This window comes from Buchnera aphidicola (Aphis glycines) (assembly GCF_001280225.1).
Classification (GTDB): Bacteria; Pseudomonadota; Gammaproteobacteria; order Enterobacterales; family Enterobacteriaceae; genus Buchnera; species Buchnera aphidicola_E.
Genome location: NZ_CP009253.1, coordinates 519,552 through 539,497 on the forward strand (window position 1 = coordinate 519,552; position 19,946 = coordinate 539,497).

19 protein-coding genes, 2 tRNA genes, 2 rRNA genes and 1 other RNA gene are annotated in these 19,946 nt (G+C 28.6%); 9 read left to right on the forward strand and 15 right to left on the reverse strand.

What is annotated here, in order from left to right:
- Positions 1–6 precede the first annotated feature (6 nt).
- Complete coding sequence (locus IX46_RS02390) at positions 7–1,749, forward strand: SmdB family multidrug efflux ABC transporter permease/ATP-binding protein (RefSeq protein WP_053940405.1); 1,743 nt, start codon at positions 7–9, stop codon at positions 1,747–1,749.
- 22 nt (positions 1,750–1,771) lie between these two features.
- Here IX46_RS02390 and ffs read toward each other — a convergent pair.
- Positions 1,772–1,865, reverse strand: an RNA gene (ffs, locus tag IX46_RS03100) — signal recognition particle sRNA small type.
- Positions 1,866–2,001: 136 nt separating this feature from the next.
- Here ffs and dnaX point away from each other — a divergent pair.
- The 4 genes from dnaX (at position 2,002) to adk (ending at position 6,130) form a co-directional block, all read left to right on the forward strand.
- Positions 2,002–3,096 carry a DNA polymerase III subunit gamma/tau gene (dnaX, locus tag IX46_RS02395; protein WP_053940406.1) on the forward strand — a complete coding sequence of 365 codons (1,095 nt, stop codon included), beginning with the start codon at positions 2,002–2,004 and terminating at the stop codon, positions 3,094–3,096.
- 47 nt (positions 3,097–3,143) lie between these two features.
- Positions 3,144–3,476: a YbaB/EbfC family nucleoid-associated protein gene (locus IX46_RS02400; protein WP_053940407.1), complete on the forward strand. Its 333-nt coding sequence runs from the start codon at positions 3,144–3,146 to the stop codon at positions 3,474–3,476.
- Between the two features lie 65 nt (positions 3,477–3,541).
- Positions 3,542–5,416 (forward strand): molecular chaperone HtpG, encoded by a 1,875-nt coding sequence (gene htpG / locus IX46_RS02405; protein WP_053940408.1) that lies wholly within the window; start codon positions 3,542–3,544, stop codon positions 5,414–5,416.
- A gap of 60 nt (positions 5,417–5,476) precedes the next feature.
- Complete coding sequence (adk, locus tag IX46_RS02410) at positions 5,477–6,130, forward strand: adenylate kinase (protein WP_053940409.1); 654 nt, start codon at positions 5,477–5,479, stop codon at positions 6,128–6,130.
- An 8-nt stretch (positions 6,131–6,138) separates the two neighbouring features.
- On the opposite strand, the gene IX46_RS02415 is transcribed toward adk, so the two are convergent.
- Positions 6,139–6,212 (reverse strand) — tRNA-Arg (locus IX46_RS02415).
- A 130-nt stretch (positions 6,213–6,342) separates the two neighbouring features.
- Between IX46_RS02415 and folD the strand changes: the two genes are divergently transcribed.
- Positions 6,343–7,200 carry a bifunctional methylenetetrahydrofolate dehydrogenase/methenyltetrahydrofolate cyclohydrolase FolD gene (gene folD / locus IX46_RS02420; RefSeq protein ID WP_053940410.1) on the forward strand — a complete coding sequence of 286 codons (858 nt, stop codon included), beginning with the start codon at positions 6,343–6,345 and terminating at the stop codon, positions 7,198–7,200.
- A gap of 23 nt (positions 7,201–7,223) precedes the next feature.
- Here folD and cysS read toward each other — a convergent pair whose 3' ends face one another.
- The gene (cysS, locus tag IX46_RS02425; protein ID WP_053940411.1) at positions 7,224–8,615 is read right to left on the reverse strand and encodes a cysteine--tRNA ligase; all 1,392 of its coding nucleotides are present in this window, start codon (positions 8,613–8,615) and stop codon (positions 7,224–7,226) included.
- 247 nt (positions 8,616–8,862) lie between these two features.
- Between cysS and ybeD the strand changes: the two genes are divergently transcribed.
- On the forward strand, positions 8,863–9,126 hold the full coding sequence (gene ybeD, locus IX46_RS02430; RefSeq protein WP_053940412.1) for a DUF493 family protein YbeD: 264 nt from the start codon (positions 8,863–8,865) through the stop codon (positions 9,124–9,126).
- Positions 9,127–9,279: 153 nt separating this feature from the next.
- Here the strand turns inward: ybeD and cspE are convergent, their stop codons facing one another.
- The 7 genes from cspE to IX46_RS02465 form a co-directional block, all read right to left on the reverse strand.
- Positions 9,280–9,489 (reverse strand): transcription antiterminator/RNA stability regulator CspE, encoded by a 210-nt coding sequence (gene cspE, locus IX46_RS02435; RefSeq protein ID WP_009874442.1) that lies wholly within the window; start codon positions 9,487–9,489, stop codon positions 9,280–9,282.
- Positions 9,490–9,780: 291 nt separating this feature from the next.
- A 5S ribosomal RNA gene (gene rrf / locus IX46_RS02440) occupies positions 9,781–9,896 on the reverse strand.
- A 110-nt stretch (positions 9,897–10,006) separates the two neighbouring features.
- Positions 10,007–12,921, reverse strand: a 23S ribosomal RNA gene (locus tag IX46_RS02445).
- Between the two features lie 150 nt (positions 12,922–13,071).
- A tRNA-Glu gene (locus IX46_RS02450) sits at positions 13,072–13,143 on the reverse strand.
- A gap of 113 nt (positions 13,144–13,256) precedes the next feature.
- The gene (aroE, locus tag IX46_RS02455) at positions 13,257–14,108 is read right to left on the reverse strand and encodes a shikimate dehydrogenase (protein WP_053940413.1); all 852 of its coding nucleotides are present in this window, start codon (positions 14,106–14,108) and stop codon (positions 13,257–13,259) included.
- On the reverse strand, positions 14,101–14,673 hold the full coding sequence (locus IX46_RS02460; RefSeq protein WP_053940414.1) for a Sua5/YciO/YrdC/YwlC family protein: 573 nt from the start codon (positions 14,671–14,673) through the stop codon (positions 14,101–14,103). Before IX46_RS02460 ends, aroE begins: the two co-directional genes overlap by 8 nt.
- Before the next feature lie 39 nt (positions 14,674–14,712).
- On the reverse strand, positions 14,713–15,186 hold the full coding sequence (locus IX46_RS02465) for a DUF494 family protein (protein ID WP_053940415.1): 474 nt from the start codon (positions 15,184–15,186) through the stop codon (positions 14,713–14,715).
- Positions 15,187–15,440: 254 nt separating this feature from the next.
- Between IX46_RS02465 and def the strand changes: the two genes are divergently transcribed.
- Entirely contained in the window at positions 15,441–15,950 is a 510-nt protein-coding gene (def, locus tag IX46_RS02470; RefSeq protein WP_053940416.1) for a peptide deformylase, read from the forward strand.
- Positions 15,951–15,956: 6 nt separating this feature from the next.
- Entirely contained in the window at positions 15,957–16,904 is a 948-nt protein-coding gene (gene fmt, locus IX46_RS02475) for a methionyl-tRNA formyltransferase (protein ID WP_053940417.1), read from the forward strand.
- A 92-nt stretch (positions 16,905–16,996) separates the two neighbouring features.
- Here the strand turns inward: fmt and rplQ are convergent, their stop codons facing one another.
- The 5 genes from rplQ to rpsM all read right to left on the reverse strand — a co-directional run bounded on the left by rplQ (position 16,997) and on the right by rpsM (position 19,894).
- Positions 16,997–17,398, reverse strand: a complete 402-nt coding sequence (gene rplQ / locus IX46_RS02480) for a 50S ribosomal protein L17 (RefSeq protein ID WP_053940418.1) — start codon at positions 17,396–17,398, stop codon at positions 16,997–16,999.
- A 62-nt stretch (positions 17,399–17,460) separates the two neighbouring features.
- The gene (locus IX46_RS02485; protein WP_053940419.1) at positions 17,461–18,450 is read right to left on the reverse strand and encodes a DNA-directed RNA polymerase subunit alpha; all 990 of its coding nucleotides are present in this window, start codon (positions 18,448–18,450) and stop codon (positions 17,461–17,463) included.
- Positions 18,451–18,481: 31 nt separating this feature from the next.
- Entirely contained in the window at positions 18,482–19,102 is a 621-nt protein-coding gene (gene rpsD, locus IX46_RS02490; protein WP_053940420.1) for a 30S ribosomal protein S4, read from the reverse strand.
- A gap of 25 nt (positions 19,103–19,127) precedes the next feature.
- Positions 19,128–19,520, reverse strand: coding sequence for a 30S ribosomal protein S11 (gene rpsK / locus IX46_RS02495; protein WP_053940421.1), 393 nt, complete (start codon positions 19,518–19,520; stop codon positions 19,128–19,130).
- 17 nt (positions 19,521–19,537) lie between these two features.
- Positions 19,538–19,894: a 30S ribosomal protein S13 gene (rpsM, locus tag IX46_RS02500; protein ID WP_053940422.1), complete on the reverse strand. Its 357-nt coding sequence runs from the start codon at positions 19,892–19,894 to the stop codon at positions 19,538–19,540.
- Positions 19,895–19,946: the final 52 nt, after the last annotated feature.

Below are 19,946 nucleotides of genomic sequence, written 5' to 3' on the forward strand. Positions count from 1 at the left end.
TATAACATGAATCATTTCATAGAATTTTGGCCAATTTTAAAGCGTTTAATAGAATATACAATACCTTGGAAAAAAAAAATTATATTAGCGTTTTTTTTGCTTTTAAGTGGCTCAACTGCAGAAGTATTAGGGCCAATTTTAATTAGTTACTTTATTAATAATATTTTATATAAACATCAATTTCATTTCCAATTAACACTTGTAATTTTAATTTCATTTATCATACTACAGGTAGTAGCAGTTTTTTTAAATTATTTTCAAAGCATTTATTTTAATAAAATCGCTGTAAGAGTAATTAATAAATTACGAAATGATGTTATGAATGCAGCTATAAAACAACCTATTTTTGAATTTGACTTACAACCTGTTGGTCAAATAATTTCTAAAGTCACGAACGATACCGAAGTGATTAAAGAATTATATGACACTGTGATACCTAATTTATCTCGAAGCATAACATTAATTGTAATTATATTATTTGCAATGTTTACCTTGGAATGGCGTATGGCAATAATTGCAACTTTTATTATACCATTAGTAATAATTGTTATGTCCATTTATCAATACTATAGCACTCCGTTACTTAGAAACGTTAGATATTATTTAGCCAACATTAACAATAAATTTAATGAAATAATTAATGGAATGAATGTTATTCAGCAATTTAGACAAGAACATAGATTTAAAAAAAATATTCAAAACAGTAGTCAATTGCATTATTCCGCACGTATGAAAATATTAAAATTAGATGGTTTTCTACTTCGACCATTACTAAGTTTAATATCATCTTTAGTATTATGTAGTTTTATTTTTTCATTTAGTTGCTTAACCCATAAAATACCTGAAATAGGTATATTATATGCTTTTATTACATATTTAGGGCGTCTTAATGAACCCTTAATTTCAATAACGATTCAACAATCTATATTACAACAAGCAATTGTAGCTGGAGAAAGAATATTTTCTCTTATAGATTCAAAAAAACAAGAATATGGAAAAAATAAAAAAAAAATAAAAATTGGAAAAATTAATATTAAAAATCTTACATTTAGCTATATAAAAAACCAAAACCATATACTTAATAATATTAATATAAATATTCCATCTAAAAGTTTTGTTGCATTTGTAGGTCAAACAGGTAGTGGAAAAAGTACTTTAGCTAATTTACTAATGGGACATTATCCAATTCAACATGGTCAAATATACCTTGATGAAAAACCTATTAGTTCTATCAGTCATGATATTTTAAGAGAAACTATATTAATAGTGCAACAAGATCCAATAATTTTCGCAGATACTTTTTTTGCAAATATTACATTAGGAAGAAAAATATCAGAAGATAAAATATGGAAAATATTGAAAATTGTTAATCTTTTTTCTTTAGTCAAATCTATGCCAAAAGGTTTGTATTCTATGTTAGGAGAGGAAGGTAATACTTTATCTTCAGGACAAAAACAGTTACTATCTATTGCTAGAATACTTACAAAACATCCTAAGATACTTATATTAGACGAAGCAACTGCTAATATTGATTCTGAAACAGAAAAATTAATTCAAAAAACTTTAACTGCTATCAAAAAAAACACAACATTAATTGTTATAGCGCATAGACTATCTACAATAGTTGATGCAGATTTCATTGTAGTATTAGATAAAGGAAAAGTTGTAGAGTTGGGAACTCATAAAGAATTGCTCAAAATAAAAGGTTATTATTCAAACATGTATAATTTTCAATTATCTAAATATTAAAATATTTTATTTTAGAAGATCCTGTTAGTTATAACTAAACACCTGCATGCATTGATTTAGCTGCTTCTTTCCAGATCTGACTCATTGTTCAACTTAACAGTGTTTAGGTCTAACAGAATCTTCTGTAATTATAGTATTAATATAAAAAAATTGAATTTCACATTTTACACACTAAAAATATAATTTACAACTAATATTTAAAAAATTTTAACTTCAAAAATAAACTGATATTACTAATGATCTTTAAAAAATATGAACTATCAAATAATAGCAAGAAAATATCGCCCTCAATCCTTTAAAGAAATTATTGGTCAAAAACATATTGTTACTGCAATATGCAATGCTATTTGCATGAAAAAAATACATCATGCATGGTTGCTGTCCGGAACTAGGGGTGTAGGAAAAACTACTATTGGTCGGTTATTGGCTAAAAGTTTAAATTGTCAAAAAAATATCAGCTCTACTTCTTGCAGAAAATGTAATAATTGTAAAGAAATAGAAACAGGAACTTCAATAGATTTTATTGAAATCGATGCAGCTTCAAGAACAAAAATAGAAGAAATGAGAGAAATATTAGATAATATTTATTATTCTCCAAGCAAAAGTAGATTTAAAATATATTTAATTGATGAAGTACATATGCTTTCTCGACATAGTTTTAATGCACTTTTAAAAACGTTAGAAGAACCACCTAAACATGTTAAATTTATTTTGGCAACAACAAATATAGAAAAAATACCTAAAACTATTCTCTCTCGTTGCTTATGTTTTAAATTAAATATACTATCTGAACAAGATATTTGCAATTATTTAAAGTTTGTTTTAAAAAATGAAAATATTAATTTTGATCTAGATGCTTTAAAAATAATCTCTGAATATTCTAAAGGTAGTATGCGAGATGGATTAAATTTATTAGAACATGCTATTAGCTTCAGTAAAAATAACGTTAATTTAAAGAAAGTTAATATAATGTTAGGTATTCCAAATAAAAAAAATATTTATTTATTAACTCAATATTTATTAGAAAAAGACCATAAAAAAATGATGTTTTTATTAAATAAAATGGATAAGATAAATATAGAATGGGAAAATATTCTAATAGAAATGTTGCGCATATTATATCATATTGCTATGAAACAAATATATTCATTAAAATGGAACGATAACATTCATAACAACTATCAACACAACGTTCAAGACATAGTATATAACGGAAATAAAAAAGATATTCAAATATGTTATAAAATTTTATTAAATGGAAGAAAAAGACTAATTTTTTCACCTAATCATAAAATAGGTGTAACAATGACTTTACTTCAAGCAATTACGGAAATGAAAAATAAATAATAATTTTTTATTTAAATATTTATAAAAATTTCACAAGTGAGAAAAATATGTTTAGTAAAGGTGGGTTAGGTAATTTAATGAAACAAGCTCAACAAATGCAAGAAAAAATGACAAAAGTACAAGAAGAAATAGCTAAAATAGAAGTTACAGGTGAAGCGGGCGCAGGATTAGTCAAAGTAACTATTAATGGATCACATAACTGTAAACGTGTTGAAATAGATCCAAGCTTATTAAAAGATGATGATAAAGATATGATAGAAGATTTAGCAGCTGCTGCGTTTAATGATGCAACTAGAAGAATCTCTGAAGTACAAAAGAAAAAGATGTCCGCTATATCGACAGGAATGCAACTTCCACCTGGATTTAATATGCCAATATAAACTGCAAATATTTAAAATAAATTTTAAAAAATATTTTATATTTTCAATTAATTAAGGATTAAATTATGAATATAATGAAAAAGGAAACGTATAATTTTCAGTCTGAAGTAAAACAACTATTACATTTAATGGTTCATTCTTTATATTCAAATAAAGAAATTTTTTTAAGAGAATTAATATCTAACGCATCAGATGCAATAGATAAATTACGATTTGAATCCATATCATCACCAGAATTGTTTAATAAAGCGCCAAAAATTCAAATTTCTATTAATAAATCACAAAGAACACTAGTGATTAGTGATAATGGAATTGGAATGACACGTAAAGATATAATTGAAAATTTAGGAACAATTGCAAAATCAGGAACAAAAACATTTTTGCAGTCTTTAGAAGGAAAAAAAAATAATATACAAAATGAATTAATAGGTCAATTTGGAGTTGGTTTTTACTCATCTTTTATAGTTTCAGATAAAGTATTAGTAAGAACAAAATTTGCTGGAAATAAATCTAATGATGGAATATTATGGGAATCTTCAGGAGAAGGGGAATATAATATTGAAAACATTGTAAAAAAAACACAAGGTACAGAAATTACATTGTTCTTAAAGAAAAAAGAAGATGAGTTTTTAGAAACATGGAAAATTAAAAGTATTGTTAATAAGTATTCTGATCATATTACTGTACCAGTAGAAATACAAATATATGATGAAAAAAATAAAACATATTTTTGGGAACAAATCAATAAAGCTCAAGCACTATGGACCAAGAAAAAATCATCTATTAACGAAAAAGAATATCAAGAATTTTATAAATATTTAACTAATGATCAAAATAATCCTATTGCATGGAGTCATAATCACGTAGAAGGTAATCATGAATATATTAGTTTATTATATATTCCAGAAAAAGCAGCGTGGGATATTTGGAATCGAGAAAATAAAAATGGTTTAAAATTATACGTAAAACGTGTTTATATTATGGATAATTCTCAAGAATTCTTACCGAACTATCTTAGATTTATTAGAGGAATAATAGATTCGAATAATTTACCTTTAAACATTTCTAGAGAAATATTACAAAATAATTCTATCACTCACAATCTAAAAAAAGCATTAACAAAAAAATCGTTACAAATGTTAGATAAATTATCTAAAAATGATCATGAAAAATATCAATCTTTTTGGAATCAGTTTGGTTTAGTTTTAAAAGAAGGTCCTGCAGAAGACAGTGAAAACTTGAATTTAATAGCTAATCTTTTACGATTCACATCAACTAAAAATAATAGTTCAGAACAAACAGTATCATTAACACAATATGTATCTAATATGATTGAAAAACAAGAAAAAATATATTATATCACTGCTGATAGTTATATATCTGCTAAAAACAGTCCTCATCTTGAATTATTTAATAAAAAAAATATTGATGTTTTATTGTTATCAGATAGAATTGATGAGTGGATGATGAATTATCTTGTTGAGTTTGAAGGTAAAAAGTTTCAATCTATTAGTAAAGAAGATGCTTCATTAAATAACCTTATAAAAGAAAAAATAATAGAAAAAGAAAAAACATCGCAAGATACAATCAATTTTTTAAACAAAGTTAAGAAAGTACTAGGCGATAAAGTCAAATCTGTTAGATTAACAAACAGATTAACAGATACTCCATGCATTGTATTAAGTGATTCAAATGAAATGAGCACGCAAATGGCTAAACTTTTTACTGCTGCAGGTCAATCTGTTCCCGAATTAAAATATATATTTGAGATTAATCCAAAACATGAGTTAATCAAAAAAATATGCAAAATTAGTGATAATAAAATGTTTGAAGAATGGATCAAACTATTGTTAGATCAATCGTTATTAGCTGAAAAAGGTAATCTAGATAACCCCCATGAATTCATTTCTAGAATGAATAAATTATTTATAGAATTATAAAAATATGATTACTACTTCTATAGTAGTAATCTAAATATTACAACTATTTCAAAAAAAACTATGCATATTATTTTATTAGGCGCTCCAGGTACTGGAAAAGGCACTCAATCTAAAATTATTTCAAAAGAATATAAAATCCAACAAATATCTACAGGAGATATATTACGTAAAAATATTGAATCAAAAAATAAAATTGGAAAAAAAATATATAATATTTTAAAAAATGGAGAATTAGTTTCAGATAATATTGTTTGTGATCTTCTTTATAAAGAAATAAAAAAAGAACAATATATTAAAGGTTTTCTATTAGATGGGTTCCCTAGAACAATCGAACAAGCAAAATATATATCAAGTTTAAATATTAAGATAGACTTTATTTTTGAACTTATTGTTCCCGACGAATTAATATTCAAAAGAATATCAGGAAGAAGAATACATGTACAATCAGGAAGAACTTATCATATTAATTTTAACCCTCCAAAAGAACAAGGGAAAGATGATATTACAAAAGAACCACTTGTTATTAGAGAAGATGATACTATTGAAAGTATTAAAAATAGACTTGAAAATTATAAAGAAAATCATAAAAAATTAAATGAATATTATTTAAAAGAAAAAAAATTAAAAAAATTAAAATTTTTTCAACTCGACGGAACAAAAAAACCTGATATTATTTATAATAAAATAGAAAAAATAATAGCAAGTAAAAACTAATGAATTTTTGCGTTCTACAGGATTCGAACCTGTGACCTACGGCTTAGAAGGCCGTTGCTCTATCCATCTGAGCTAAGAACGCATCAACATACAATATAAAATTTAACATTAAAATGATATATATGCAACTAAATTAACATCATGTTTTAAAAAATATGTTCATTCTAAATAATTTTTTCATTGCATAAATCAATTAATCGAGTCATTAAAAAATGCCAGCAACAATTATAGACGGTAATAAAATAGCAAAAATTTTAGAAATAAACATTTCAAAAAAAATTAGAAAACGACAAAAATATGGGAAAAGAATTCCAGGTTTAGCAATGATTTTAATAGGAAACAATTCTGCTTCTCAAATTTATGTAAATAAAAAAATATTAGCTTGCAAAAATGTAGGATTAATTTCTAAATACTGGAATTTTCCAAATAGTGTTAACGAAGATAAAATATTAAACCTTATTAACCAATTAAATAATGATATAAATATAGATGGTATTTTGATTCAACTACCTATTCCTAAAAAAATAAATCATTTTAAAATTTTTACAAGCATTAGACCAGATAAAGATGTAGATGGATTTCATCCATATAATACAGGATTATTATGCCAAAGAAATCCTACTTTGAGAGCTTGTACACCTAAAGGAATAATTACAATGTTAAATCATATGAATATTAAAACACATGGACTTAACGCAGTTGTAGTCGGGGCATCTAACATAGTAGGTAGACCTATGAGTATGGAGTTATTATTAGCAGGATGCACAACGACTATCACTCATAGATTTACTCAGAATTTAAAAAACCATGTAAGTAAAGCTGATTTATTAGTTGTGGCTGTTGGAAAACCAAAATTTTTACAAGGAAATTGGATAAAAAAAAATTCTATCGTGGTTGACGTAGGAATTAATCGATTACCAAATGGCGTTGTAGTCGGTGACGTTGATTTTAAATCAGCATGTTTAAAGGCATCTTATATAACTCCAGTTCCAGGCGGAGTAGGACCAATGACTGTAGCAACATTACTTCAAAATACATTAGAAGCCTGTGAAAAATATCATGATATTTAAATAAAAATAAACAATAAAACCGGCTATTTCTTATATCTCCAGAATGTTTTATCATGAGTGTCTTCTAAAATTACATTCAATTTTTTTATTTCCTTTCGTAATTGATCAGATTCTTTCCATAATTTTAATTTTCTAAAAATATTTCGTTTCTTAATTAAAATTTCAATTTTTTTTATTTCTTCTTCATCTAAAAAAGATTTCTTTTGTAAAAAATTTACAGGTGTGTCTGATAAAAAATTTAAAGTCATAGCTAATTTTTTTAATCTAAAAGCAAGTAAATTAGATTTATATAAGTTATGATGTTTGAAATAGTTAATTTTTTTAGCTAATTTTGTTAAAATACAAAATGCTTTGGGAGTATTAAAATCATTATTAATTGCATCATAAAATAATAATTCTAAATTTATACTTTCTGTAGAATTAGGAATAGGATTTGTATCATATAACGCATTATATAAATACCGCAATGATAATTCAGCTGTTTTTAAATTTTTTTCAGAGTAATAAATAGGATGACGATAATGTGTAGATAAGAAAAAATAACGTAATACTTCAGGTTGATATTCAAGTAAAATATCTTTTAAGAAATACGCATTACCTAAAGATTTAGACATTTTTTGATTATTTGTTACTACCATACCAGAATGCATCCAAAAATTAATTTTAAATTTATCATTAAAACATTTTGTTTGAGATATTTCATTTTCATGATGGGGAAATAAAAGATCTGAACCACCCCCATGAATATCAATATGATCTTTAAAAATAACGTTCGTTATAGCTGTGCATTCAATATGCCATCCAGGTCTTCCTTTTCCCCAAGGGGATTCCCAAAAAAATTTATCTTTTGCTTTAGACTTTTTCCAAAGTACAAAATCTAGTGGATTTTTTTTAAATTGATTTGAAGTAAAATATTTATTAGAAATTAAATCTTTTAAAGATTGACGAGATAAAGAGCCGTATGACTTGTCATTATCTATTGAGAAAACAACATCACCTTCACTATTTATATATGCATTACCATTATTAATTAATTTTTGAATAATTTTAATTATATCACAAATATGATCTGTCACTCGTGGTTCTTGATCAGGAAAATCAATTCCTAAACGTAAAAAATCTTGTTTCATTGAATGAATCATTTCATTTGAAAAACTTTTAATATCAATATTTTTTTTTAAAGATTTTAAAATAATTTTATCATCAATATCTGTAATGTTTCTAACATATTGTACTTTAAAACCTAAAAATTTAAAATAACGCACGATCATATCAAAAAAAATAAAAGTACGTGCATGACCAATATGACAAAAATCATAAACAGTAATTCCGCATACATATAAACTAATTTTTTTATTTTCAATAGGTATAAATATTTCTTTTTTTCTAGTTAATGTATTAAAAATTTTTAACATAATCTTCCTGTAAAAAATTTAAAAAAAATAATATAAAATATATTATTTTCTATATTGCCAATATGATAAACTAATTACATTGTTTATAATTTTAATTTTTATATATTTTAATCAAATTTTAAAATAATTAAAAGCACTGAAAAATACATTTAATTTTTAAAACAATTATATATTTTTTATAAAATATTTTATGGAATTTATTCTAAAATTAGCAATTTTTTATAAAAAATAAAACCAGGATTAATTAATGAAGACAAAATTACGAGAAATGTTAAAATTCCCTTGTTTTTTTACTTATAAGATCATTGGTTTAGCGCAACCTGAACTTATTGATCAAATAATAAAAGTCATTCAAATTCAGATTCCTGGAGATTATACACCTCAAGTTAAATCAAGTAACAGGGGGAATTATATTTCTATTTCAATTACGATATGTGCTAAAAACTTTAAACAAATTGAAACATTGTATCATGATATTAGTAGGATAAATATGGTTAGAATGGTTTTATAAAAAAGATATAAAAATCACAAAATATATTTCATATAGTACAGCTCGATAAAGAGCCGTACTAAAAAGATATGTAATTGCTATCTATATTTATTTAATATTTGTTTAATATTTATTTAATATTTATTTAATATTAAAAAAATTATAGATACATTATTACAAGCTAATAACATTAGCAGCAGATGGTCCTTTTGCTCCTTCAGTAATTTCAAACTCAACACTTTGACCTTCTGCTAAAGTTTTAAATCCATTACTTTGTATAGCTGAAAAATGCACGAATACATCTTTACTTCCATCTTCTGGAGTGATAAAACCAAAACCTTTAGATTCATTAAACCACTTAACATTACCTTTAATCTTGGACATCTATATTACCTTCACATAAAAATATACTAAATTAAAAAACGAACTAAAATAATTATAAATGATTTTTACCATAACAAGATAAAAAATCAAAAATAATAGAAAATTTTTAATAGATTAACATGTAAATCTATTGTTAGCTAGAAAGTAATGTATTAAAAAAAGAATTTTTATGTTTATTTTAAAAAAATTTATGTTTTATAAAACATTAAATGTTTTATAATTGCTGATTTTAATAAAAAATCTTTTTTTACATATAAAAAAACCCGAAAAAACTTTTTCGGGTTTTTTTATGTCTGGAATTGACCTACTCTCACACGGGGAGTCCCCGTACTACCATCGGCGTAGTAGCGTTTCACTTCTGAGTTCGGAATGGATTCAGGTGGTACCACTATACTATTTTTACCAGACATGTTATTTTTATAATGCTATTATAATATATATATATATTAATACAACAATAAATTCAGTAAAACAAGCTTTGATTAAATTTATTTAATTAAAACACCTCTGGTGTTGTAAGGTTAAGCCTCTCGGGTCATTAGTACTAGTTAGCTCAACATATTACTATGCTTACACATCTAGCCTATCAACGTCGTAGTCTTCAACGTCCCTTCAGTCAACATTTCTGTTTCAGGGAAGATTAATCTTGAGGCAAGTTTCGTGCTTATATGCGTTCAGCACTTATCTTTTCCGCATGTAGCTACCGGGCAATGCCATTGGCATGACAACCCGAACACCAGTGATGCGTCCACTTCGGTCCTCTCGTACTAGAAGCAGCCCCTCTCAATCTTCCAACGCCCACGGCAGATAGGGACCGAACTGTCTCACGACGTTCTAAACCCAGCTCGCGTACCACTTTAAATGGCGAACAGCCATACCCTTGGGACCTGCTTCAGCCCCAGGATGTGATGAGCCGACATCGAGGTGCCAAACACCGCCGTCGATATGAACTCTTGGGCGGTATCAGCCTGTTATCCCCGGAGTACCTTTTATCTGTTGAGCGATGGCCCTTCCATACAGAACCACCGGATCACTAAGACCTGCTTTCGCACCTGCTCGCATTATCATGCTCACAGTCAAACTGGCTTATGCCTTTGCACTAAACTCACGATGTCTGACCGTAATTAGCCAATCTTCGTACTCCTCCGTTACTCTTTGGGAGGAGACCGCCCCAGTCAAACTACCTACCAGACACTGTCTCTGCACCGGATAACGGCGCTAGGTTAGAACACCAAATTGTAAAGGGTGGTATTTCAAGATTGGCTCCATTAAAACTAGCATTTTAACTTCTTAGCCTCCCACCTATCCTACACATTAAAATTCAGAATTCAGTGTCAAGCTATAGTAAAGGTTCACGGGGTCTTTCCGTCTTGCCGCGGGTATACTGCATCTTCACAGCAATTTCAATTTCACTGAGTCCCAGGTGGAGACAGCCTGGCCATCATTACGCCATTCGTGCAGGTCGGAACTTACCCGACAAGGAATTTCGCTACCTTAGGACCGTTATAGTTACGGCCGCCGTTTACCGGGGCTTCAGTTCAGAGCTTTAAGTTTCCTTTAACTCCTTCGATTAACCTTCCGGCACCGGGCAGGCGTCACACCGTATACTTCCACTTTCGTGTTTGCACAGTGCTGTGTTTTTAATAAACAGTTGCAGCCAGCTGGTATCTTCGACTAACTTTAGCTCAAGGAGAAAATCCTTTTACTTAAATTAGCGTGCCTTCTCCCGAAGTTACGGCACTATTTTGCCTAGTTCCTTCACCTGGGTTCTCTCAAGCGCCTTAGTATTCTCTACCTAACCACCTGTGTCGGTTTCGGGTACGATTTAATTTTATCTGAAGCTTAGAGGCTTTTCTTGGAAGCGTGGTGTTAGTTACTTCATCACCTTAATGACTCGTCATCGTGCCTCAGATTAAAGATAACCGGATTTGCCTAATTATCATACCTACACACTTAAACCAGGATAACCGTCACCTGGATAACCTAACCTTCTTCGTCCCCCCTTCGCAATAAAATTAAGCACAGGAATATTAACCTGTTATCCATCGACTACGCTTTACAGCCTCGCCTTAGGGGTCGGCTCACCCTGCCCCGATTAACGTTGGACAGGAAACCTTGGTCTTTCGGCGAGCAGGTTTTTCACCTGCTTTATCGTTACTCATGTCAGCATTCGCACTTCTGATACCTCCAGCATATTTTACAATATACCTTCGATGGCTTACAGAACGCTCCCCTACCCAACAAAAAAATAAATTTTTGCTGCCGCAGCTTCGGTGCATAGTTTGAGCCCCGTTACATCTTCCGCGCAGGCCGACTTGACCAGTGAGCTATTACGCTTTCTTTAAATGATGGCTGCTTCTAAGCCAACATCCTGGCTGTTTATGCCTTCCCACATCGTTTCCCACTTAACTATGACTTTGGGACCTTAGCTGGCGGTCTGGGTTGTTTCCCTTTCCACAACGAACGTTAGCACCCGCTGTGTGTCTCCCGTGATAACATTCTACGGTATTCGGAGTTTGCATCGGATTGGTAGGCCGGGATGGCCCCCTAACCGAAACAGTGCTCTACCCCCGTAGATGAATTCACGAGGCGCTACCTAAATAGCTTTCGGGGAGAACCAGCTATCTCCCGGTTTGATTGGCCTTTCACCCCTAGCCATAGGTCATCCGCTGATTTTTCAACATCAGTCGGTTCGGTCCTCCAGTTGGTTTTACCCAACCTTCAACCTGCCCGTGGCTAGATCACCGGGTTTCGGGTCTGTATCCTGAAACTTAACGCCTATTTAGGACTCGGTTTCCCTACGGCTCCCCTATTCGGTTAACCTTGCTACAGAATACAAGTCGCTGACCCATTATACAAAAGGTACGCAGTCACATTTCATGTTTCCAAATGCTTCCACTGCTTGTACGTGTACGGTTTCAGGTTCTATTTCACTCCCCTAGCCGGGGTTCTTTTCGCCTTTCCCTTACGGTACTAGTTCACTATCGGTCAGTCAGGAGTATTTAGCCTTGGAGGATGGTCCCCCCATATTCAAACAGGATTTCTCGTGTCCCGCTCTACTTTTCGAACTCACAAAACATTTTATTTCGTATACTGGGCTATCACCATGTATCGCTGAATTTTCCAAAATCATTCTACTATAAAATGATTTGATTATAGCTCTGGGCTTTTCCCCTTTCGCTCGCCACTACTAAGGGAATCTCAATTGATTTCTTTTCCTCAAGGTACTTAGATGTTTCAGTTCCCTTGGTTTGCTTTATTAATCTATTTAATTTAATTAATAATGATACAAATAATGTATCGGGTTTCCCCATTCGGATATCGACGGTTATATCGCTTCATATCAGCTTACCGACGCTTTTCGCAGATTAGCACGTCCTTCTTCGCCTCTGACTGCCAAGGCATTCACCATACACGCTTATTTGCTTAACCTTACAACCCACAGGTGTTTTTTTAAATAAAATATATGCTTGTTTTCCGAATTTTTAAAGAGCTTTATTTGCGTATGTTTTAACACTTAAAGAAGAATAACATAATAATTTAAATTAGTATATAATTAATTTGAAAAAATTATTTTTATTTCGTCCCCTAGGGGATTTGAACCCCTGTTGCCGCCGTGAAAGGGCGATGTCCTAACCTCTAGACGAAGGGGACTTTTAAATGAAAATTATCATTTTGATAAGTATTATAATAATACAGATCGAAAAAAAAGAGTCAAGTCTTTTCTTTAATATTAAAATAAATATATAAAATATTATTTAAATAATTTAATTACTTGATATATTAAACGATTTTTTGCTTAAAAAATTGATAATATAATCAATCTCTGGTAGCATACCATGCCATAGTAAAAAAGAATGAGCTGCCTGAAAAACTAACATTCCTATTCCATCCGAAACATGCTTAGCATTAATCTTTTCACACCAATTAAGAAAAGATGTTTTTTCTAATCCGTAATTCATATCATAAAAAAAAGTTTTAGAAGAAAATAAATGTGATGGAATAAAAATATTTTGATATTCAATATTTCTGGATAATCCATTAATAACTAAATCGAAATATTTATTTCTTAAACTATTTGCTTGAAATATTTTAATATTTCCATATTTTTTAAATTGATTCACTAAATTTACAGCATTCAAATCTGTTCTATTTAAAATATCAACTGAACATCCAAATAACAAAATTGACAAAAGAATACCTTGAACTGCTCCACCCGCGCCCAATATTAAAATAGAAAAATTTTTTTTTATAAATTTTAACCTCTTCAAATCTGAAATCAATCCAATACCATCGGTATTATCTCCTAAAAAATATTTATTATTTACTTTTTTTAATGTATTAACAGATTGAGCAATTTGAGCTCTTTCACTTAATTGATTAGAAAAAAAATATGCTTCTTTTTTAAAAGGAGCAGTAATATTTGCACCATTAATATTATTTTCAAAAAAATTAGAAACTACACAAGAAAAGCGATCTAACGGAATGTTAATAGCTTTATATATATGCAAAATACCAGTTTGTTTTGCAAAAAAATTATGAATTTCCGGAGATAGACTATGATTAACAGGGTTTCCAAACAAAGCATAATTAAAATTTTTGTTTTTACATTTACGCATAGCGAACTAATTTTCCATTCATAATATTAATTATTTTAGAAGGATTTTTTTCATTGCCTATATCACCGTTTAACAATGGAAAATTTTTACCAAAATTTTTTAAAACACTTTCTTTAGTACAACATGGAGACATATTTGAAAAATTTGCACTTGTTGATATTAATGGTTTTCCAAAAATAGTGCATAATTTCACTATACTCCGATGCTTACTAATACGAACAGCTACGGTGTTATACTTACCAGTTAACCAATACGGCGCCGAAGAATTCGATGGTAATAAAAGCGTGAAAAAACCTGGCCAATAATTAAACATATTTTTTTTTTGCTTTATTGACAGTTGATTTTCATCAATATATTTTTGTATCTGATTATAATAAGCGGCTACTAATATAAAACCTTTTTCTATATTTCTTTTTTTTAAATTCAATAAGTTTTTAACTGCTTTTTCATTATCAGGATCACACCCTAATCCAAACATAGATTCTGTAGGATATGCAATTATTTTCTTACAATATAATTTTTGTATACAATATATTAATGAATTTAGATGAAAGCTTTTTCTCATTAAACAATTCTCATGTCAAAAAAATCATGTGTTTAAAACTTAATGTATTATTTTTTTAGTAAAATTAAATAATAAATTTTCAAGTTTCCTATACATTATTTCACAACCTGGGGAATTAAATAAAACAATTAAAATAATCCATTTTAAATCCTCTAGATTTAATTCGCGAATTTCTAAATCCATTATTTGTTCAATAACCATTTCGCGCGTATCTAAAGTTAGTATTTCTAATTGCTCTAAAAATAGTATAAAACCACGACAATCAGAATTCAATTTAAACAATTCTTGTTGATTATAAATTCGTGTTGAAATTTGATCAGAGGTTAAACTAATAGATGAAAAATTATTTTTTTTACAAGAAGATAAATTTTTTAACCATCGTAATGCATTATAAATATCTTTTTTATGGAAACCTATATCTGATAAATCTTTTTTTAAACTGTCATAATCAATAGATATTTTTGATTCATTATGTACACAGGTTTCAAATAAATATATTAATATTTCAAACATCATATCCTCAATTAAATATTAAAAAAATTTGAGTCTTTAATAACGCTTTAAATATGAATTTTTTCAATATTGTGAATGTTTAAAACAATTAAACTGTACAATATGTTAAAAATTATTAAATTAATTTAATATAAAAAATTTTATTTAAATCAAACTTGAAAAATTTTTAAAAGTATTAAAAGTTAACTTTTAAATATATTAAAAGAGTTTATACTATAAAATTAAACAATTTTAAAAATAATATAAATAAATATATGTCTGTTTTAAAAATATTACAATATCCTAACTCACAATTAAGATGTATTGCGCAACCAGTAAGTATCATTACAAAAGAAATAAAAACATTCACTTATAATATGTTAGATACCATGTATGAAAACGAAGGAATTGGTTTGGCAGCCACACAAGTCAATGTACAATTGCAAATTGTAGTCATTAGTAAAGAAAATTTTAAGCAAGATCATTTAATACTTATTAATCCTAAGATTATTGAAAAAAAAGGAAATGTTAGTATTCAGGAAGGATGTTTGTCTATTCCAGAATACCGCGATTTTGTACCACGTTCAGATTATATAAAAGTAAAAGCAACAAATTTATTTGGAAAAGAAATAGAAATAGAAGCAAAATCAATATTATCTATTTGTATACAACATGAAATTGATCATTTAAAAGGGATATTATTTATAGATTATTTATCATCATTAAAAAAAGAAAGAATCAAAAAAAAGTTTCAAAAAAAAATAAAATATCTTAAAAGGATATAAATTAACTTGAAAACACTAACAATCGTTTTTGCTGGAACATCAAGCTTTTCTGAAAAATATTTATCTGCTTTAATAAATTTGAAATACAACATTAAAGCTGTAATCACTCAACCAGATCGTCCACATGGAAGAGGGCAAAAAATAATTTTTTCTCCTGTAAAACAAGCAGCAATTAAAAAAAATATTCCTGTTTTTCAACCATTACAACTAAGTGATGAAACTTTTCAAAAAATATTATCAAGTCTTTCTGCAGAAATTATGATCGTAGTTTCATATGGAAAAATAATACCTCAAAAAATATTATCTATGTTTCCTAAAGGATGTATTAATGTGCATGCCTCGCTGTTGCCGAGATGGAGAGGATCATCACCTATTCAATCAGCAATTCTATCGGGAGATAAAAAAACTGGAGTAAGCATTATTAAAATGAATAACAAAATTGATTCTGGAAATATAATAATGTCAAAAGAATGTTCGATATCTTCTACAGAAACATCAGCAACATTATCTTTAAAGTTAATTAAAATTGGGATTAAAATATTAATAAAAACTTTATATAAAATAAATAATAATATTTTTGAAGAAACTCAACAAAACGAAAAATATGCAACTTTTACAAAAAAAATTCTTAAAACAGATGCATTATTAAATTGGAATAAAAGTGCTGATTTTTTAGAGCGATTAATACGCGCTTTCAATCCTTGGCCAATATGTTATTTTTTTATGGATAAAATACCTATTAAAGTTTGGCAAGCAAAAACAATAAACAATACTCTTTATAATTATTCAATAGGAGAAATTATTTCTATTAATGAACATGGAATGCAGGTAAACACAATAAATAAAATATTAAACATTGAAAAAATACAATTACCTGGGAAAAATATTTTAAGCATAAAAAAAACAATAATTTCAAAAAACAATTATTTTAAATGTGGAAAAGTATTATTATAAATATTTGAACTAATGTTTAAAATAAAAACGAGCAAACGGTCGACTTCCGTTTGCTTAAATATATAGCATAATAATATTTATTTAATCTAAAATCAATTTTTAATATTTTTAATACTGCTTTTTTTTATATTTTTTTTAACACGATCTACAAGTTCAATATAAGCCATAGGAGCTTTATCTCCAGATCGAAATCCACATTTTAAAATGCGAGTATATCCACCACATCTACGTAAAAAAATAGGACCCAAAATTTGAAATAATTTAGCAACTACTTCATTATTTCTAATTCTTGAAAAAACTAATCTTCTATGAGCAACATTATCTATTTTTGACAAAGTAATCATAGGTTCAACAATACGACGTAATTCTTTCGCTTTTGCTAAAGTAGTTTTTATAATTTCATTAGTTAATAATGAACATGCCATATTTTTAAATATGGCACTACGATGGCTACTATTACAATTTAACTGACGTCCGATTTTTCGATGTCTCATAATCTTAAACCTTTATAAACAGTATAAATAAAAAATTAATATAAAAGTTAAATAATCAACAATTATTCTTCTAAAATATTCAATGGGGGCCATTTCTCTAATTTCATGCCAAGTGATAAATTACGTGAAGCTAATATATCTTTAATTTCAGTTAACGATTTTTTCCCTAAATTAGGTGTTTTTAAAAGTTCAACTTCGGTTTTTTGAACTAAATCCCCTATATAATGTATAGATTCTGCTTTAAGACAATTAGCTGATCGTACAGTTAATTCTAAGTCATCTACAGGGCGTAATAAAATAGGTTCAAATTCAGGTTTTTCTTCTCGTACTTCCGGTTCTTTCACATCTCTTAAATCAACAAAAGCTTCTAACTGTTCTGATAAAATAGTTGCTGCACGTCTTATGGCTTCTTCAGGATCAATTGTTCCATTTGTTTTCATCTCAATAATTAACTTATCTAAATCTGTTCTTTGTTCAACTCGTGCAGCTTCAACGTTATACACAATCCGATTGATAGGACTATAACATGCATCTACTAATAGACAACCAATTGGTCTTGATTCATCTTCTATATGTACTCGAGATGAAGCTGGTATATAACCTCTGCCACGTTGTACTTTAATTCTCATCTGAATAGAAGCATTATCATCTGTCAAATGACAAATTACATGATTAGGTTTGATGATCTCAACATCATTATCATGTATAATATCGGATGCAGTAACACAGCATACACCTGTTTTTTGAAGGCTAACAAATGTTTCATCTTTTCCATGTAACTTAATAGCTAATCCTTTTAAATTAAGTAAAATTTCTAAAATATCTTCTTGAATTCCTTCTTTTGTACTGTATTCATGTAAAACGCCTTCAATCTCTACCTCTGTTACAGCGCAACCAGGCATAGAAGATAGTAAAATTCTTCGCAATGCATTACCTAGTGTATGACCAAAACCTCGCTCTAACGGTTCTAATGTAACTTTTGTATGAGTGGAGGTAATTTGTTCAATATCAACTAAACGTGGCTTCAAAAATCCCATAATAGAACGCTGCATAATAAACCTCTATATCTAATAATTAGTCTTATTACTTAGAATAAAGTTCAACAATCAAATGTTCATTAATTTCTGCAGACAAATCTGAACGTTCAGGAAAATGTTTGAAAATTCCTTCCATTTTAATAAAATCTACTTCTATCCAAATAGGTTTTTCTCGTTGCTCAGTTAACTCTAAAGCAGCTTTTATCCGAGATTGACTTCTTGATTTATCTCTAATAGATATACGATCATTAGGAGAAACTTGATATGATCCAATATTAACAATACAATTATTCACTTGAACAGATTTATGATTAATTAACTGTCTTGACTCAGCACGTGTACATCCAAATCCCATACGATATACTACGTTGTCAAGTCTTCTTTCTAAAATCCGTAATAAATTTTCTCCAGTATTACCTTTTAAACGTGAAGCTTTTTTATAATATATTTTAAATTGTCGCTCTAAAACACCATAAATACGACGTACTTTCTGTTTTTCACGCAATTGAATTGCATAATCAGATAATCGTGGTTTTCTCAGACCGTGTTGTCCAGGAGGATGTTCTAATTTACATTTTGATTCTATTGAACGAAATCCAGATTTCAAAAATAAATCAGTTCCTTCACGTCGACTTAACTTCAATTTAGGACCTAAATATTTTGCCATTTAATTCTCCAATCATTTCTACAATTTAAACACGACGTTTTTTAGGAGGCCGGCAACCATTATGAGGAATAGGTGTTACATCAGTGATATTTGTAATACGAAATCCAGCTGCATTTAAAGCTCTAATAGTAGATTCTCTACCTGGGCCAGGACCTTTAACCATAATTTCTAAATTTTTTATACCGTAATCTTTTACTATTTCTGCGCAACGCTCAGCTGCAATTTGTGCCGCAAAAGGAGTTGATTTTCTAGAACCTCTAAAACCAGATCCACCAGAAGTTGCCCAGCCTAGAGCATTACCCTGTCGATCAGTAATAGTTACAATAGTGTTATTAAATGAAGCATGAATATGCGCTATACCATCTGTTATTTGTTTTTTTACACGTTTACGTGTTCGAATAACTGAGTTTTTTACCATAATTAAAATTACCTAAATTATTTTTTTATCACTTTTCTAGGGCCTTTACAAGTGCGAGCATTTGTTTTGGTTCTTTGGCCTCGAACTGGAAGATTTTTACGATGTCGTATACCACGATAACAATTAAGATCAACTAAACGTTTAATATTTAAAGTTTTTTCTCGTCTTAAATCGCCTTCAACAACATATTTAGCTACGTTTTCTCTCAATAATTCAATATCTGATTCTTTTAGATCTATGATTTTCATAGTTTCTGAAATATTTGAATTCATGCAAATAATTTTAGATCGTTTTCTTCCTATTCCATATATTTCTGTTAATGCTATAATAGTATGCTTATTCTCAGGAATATTAATACCCGCAATACGAGCCATGTTATACAATCCTCAAAATTTATTAAGATAAACTAACACAAGAAATTTATCA

Excerpts from the sequence above, each read along its gene's own strand:
- cspE (WP_009874442.1), bottom strand. The coding sequence starts at position 9,489 with ATGTCCAAGATTAAAGGTAATGTTAAGTGGTTTAATGAATCTAAAGGT.
- def (WP_053940416.1), top strand. The coding sequence starts at position 15,441 with ATGTCTGTTTTAAAAATATTACAATATCCTAACTCACAATTAAGATGT.
- IX46_RS02460 (WP_053940414.1), bottom strand. The coding sequence starts at position 14,673 with ATGAGAAAAAGCTTTCATCTAAATTCATTAATATATTGTATACAAAAA.
- rpsM (WP_053940422.1), bottom strand. The coding sequence starts at position 19,894 with ATGGCTCGTATTGCGGGTATTAATATTCCTGAGAATAAGCATACTATT.
- IX46_RS02465 (WP_053940415.1), bottom strand. The coding sequence starts at position 15,186 with ATGTTTGAAATATTAATATATTTATTTGAAACCTGTGTACATAATGAA.
- cysS (WP_053940411.1), bottom strand. The coding sequence starts at position 8,615 with ATGTTAAAAATTTTTAATACATTAACTAGAAAAAAAGAAATATTTATA.
- adk (WP_053940409.1), top strand. The coding sequence starts at position 5,477 with ATGCATATTATTTTATTAGGCGCTCCAGGTACTGGAAAAGGCACTCAA.
- rpsD (WP_053940420.1), bottom strand. The coding sequence starts at position 19,102 with ATGGCAAAATATTTAGGTCCTAAATTGAAGTTAAGTCGACGTGAAGGA.
- htpG (WP_053940408.1), top strand. The coding sequence starts at position 3,542 with ATGAATATAATGAAAAAGGAAACGTATAATTTTCAGTCTGAAGTAAAA.
- aroE (WP_053940413.1), bottom strand. The coding sequence starts at position 14,108 with ATGCGTAAATGTAAAAACAAAAATTTTAATTATGCTTTGTTTGGAAAC.
- ybeD (WP_053940412.1), top strand. The coding sequence starts at position 8,863 with ATGAAGACAAAATTACGAGAAATGTTAAAATTCCCTTGTTTTTTTACT.
- IX46_RS02400 (WP_053940407.1), top strand. The coding sequence starts at position 3,144 with ATGTTTAGTAAAGGTGGGTTAGGTAATTTAATGAAACAAGCTCAACAA.
- dnaX (WP_053940406.1), top strand. The coding sequence starts at position 2,002 with ATGAACTATCAAATAATAGCAAGAAAATATCGCCCTCAATCCTTTAAA.
- rpsK (WP_053940421.1), bottom strand. The coding sequence starts at position 19,520 with ATGGTAAAAAACTCAGTTATTCGAACACGTAAACGTGTAAAAAAACAA.
- IX46_RS02485 (WP_053940419.1), bottom strand. The coding sequence starts at position 18,450 with ATGCAGCGTTCTATTATGGGATTTTTGAAGCCACGTTTAGTTGATATT.
- IX46_RS02390 (WP_053940405.1), top strand. The coding sequence starts at position 7 with ATGAATCATTTCATAGAATTTTGGCCAATTTTAAAGCGTTTAATAGAA.
- folD (WP_053940410.1), top strand. The coding sequence starts at position 6,343 with ATGCCAGCAACAATTATAGACGGTAATAAAATAGCAAAAATTTTAGAA.
- rplQ (WP_053940418.1), bottom strand. The coding sequence starts at position 17,398 with ATGAGACATCGAAAAATCGGACGTCAGTTAAATTGTAATAGTAGCCAT.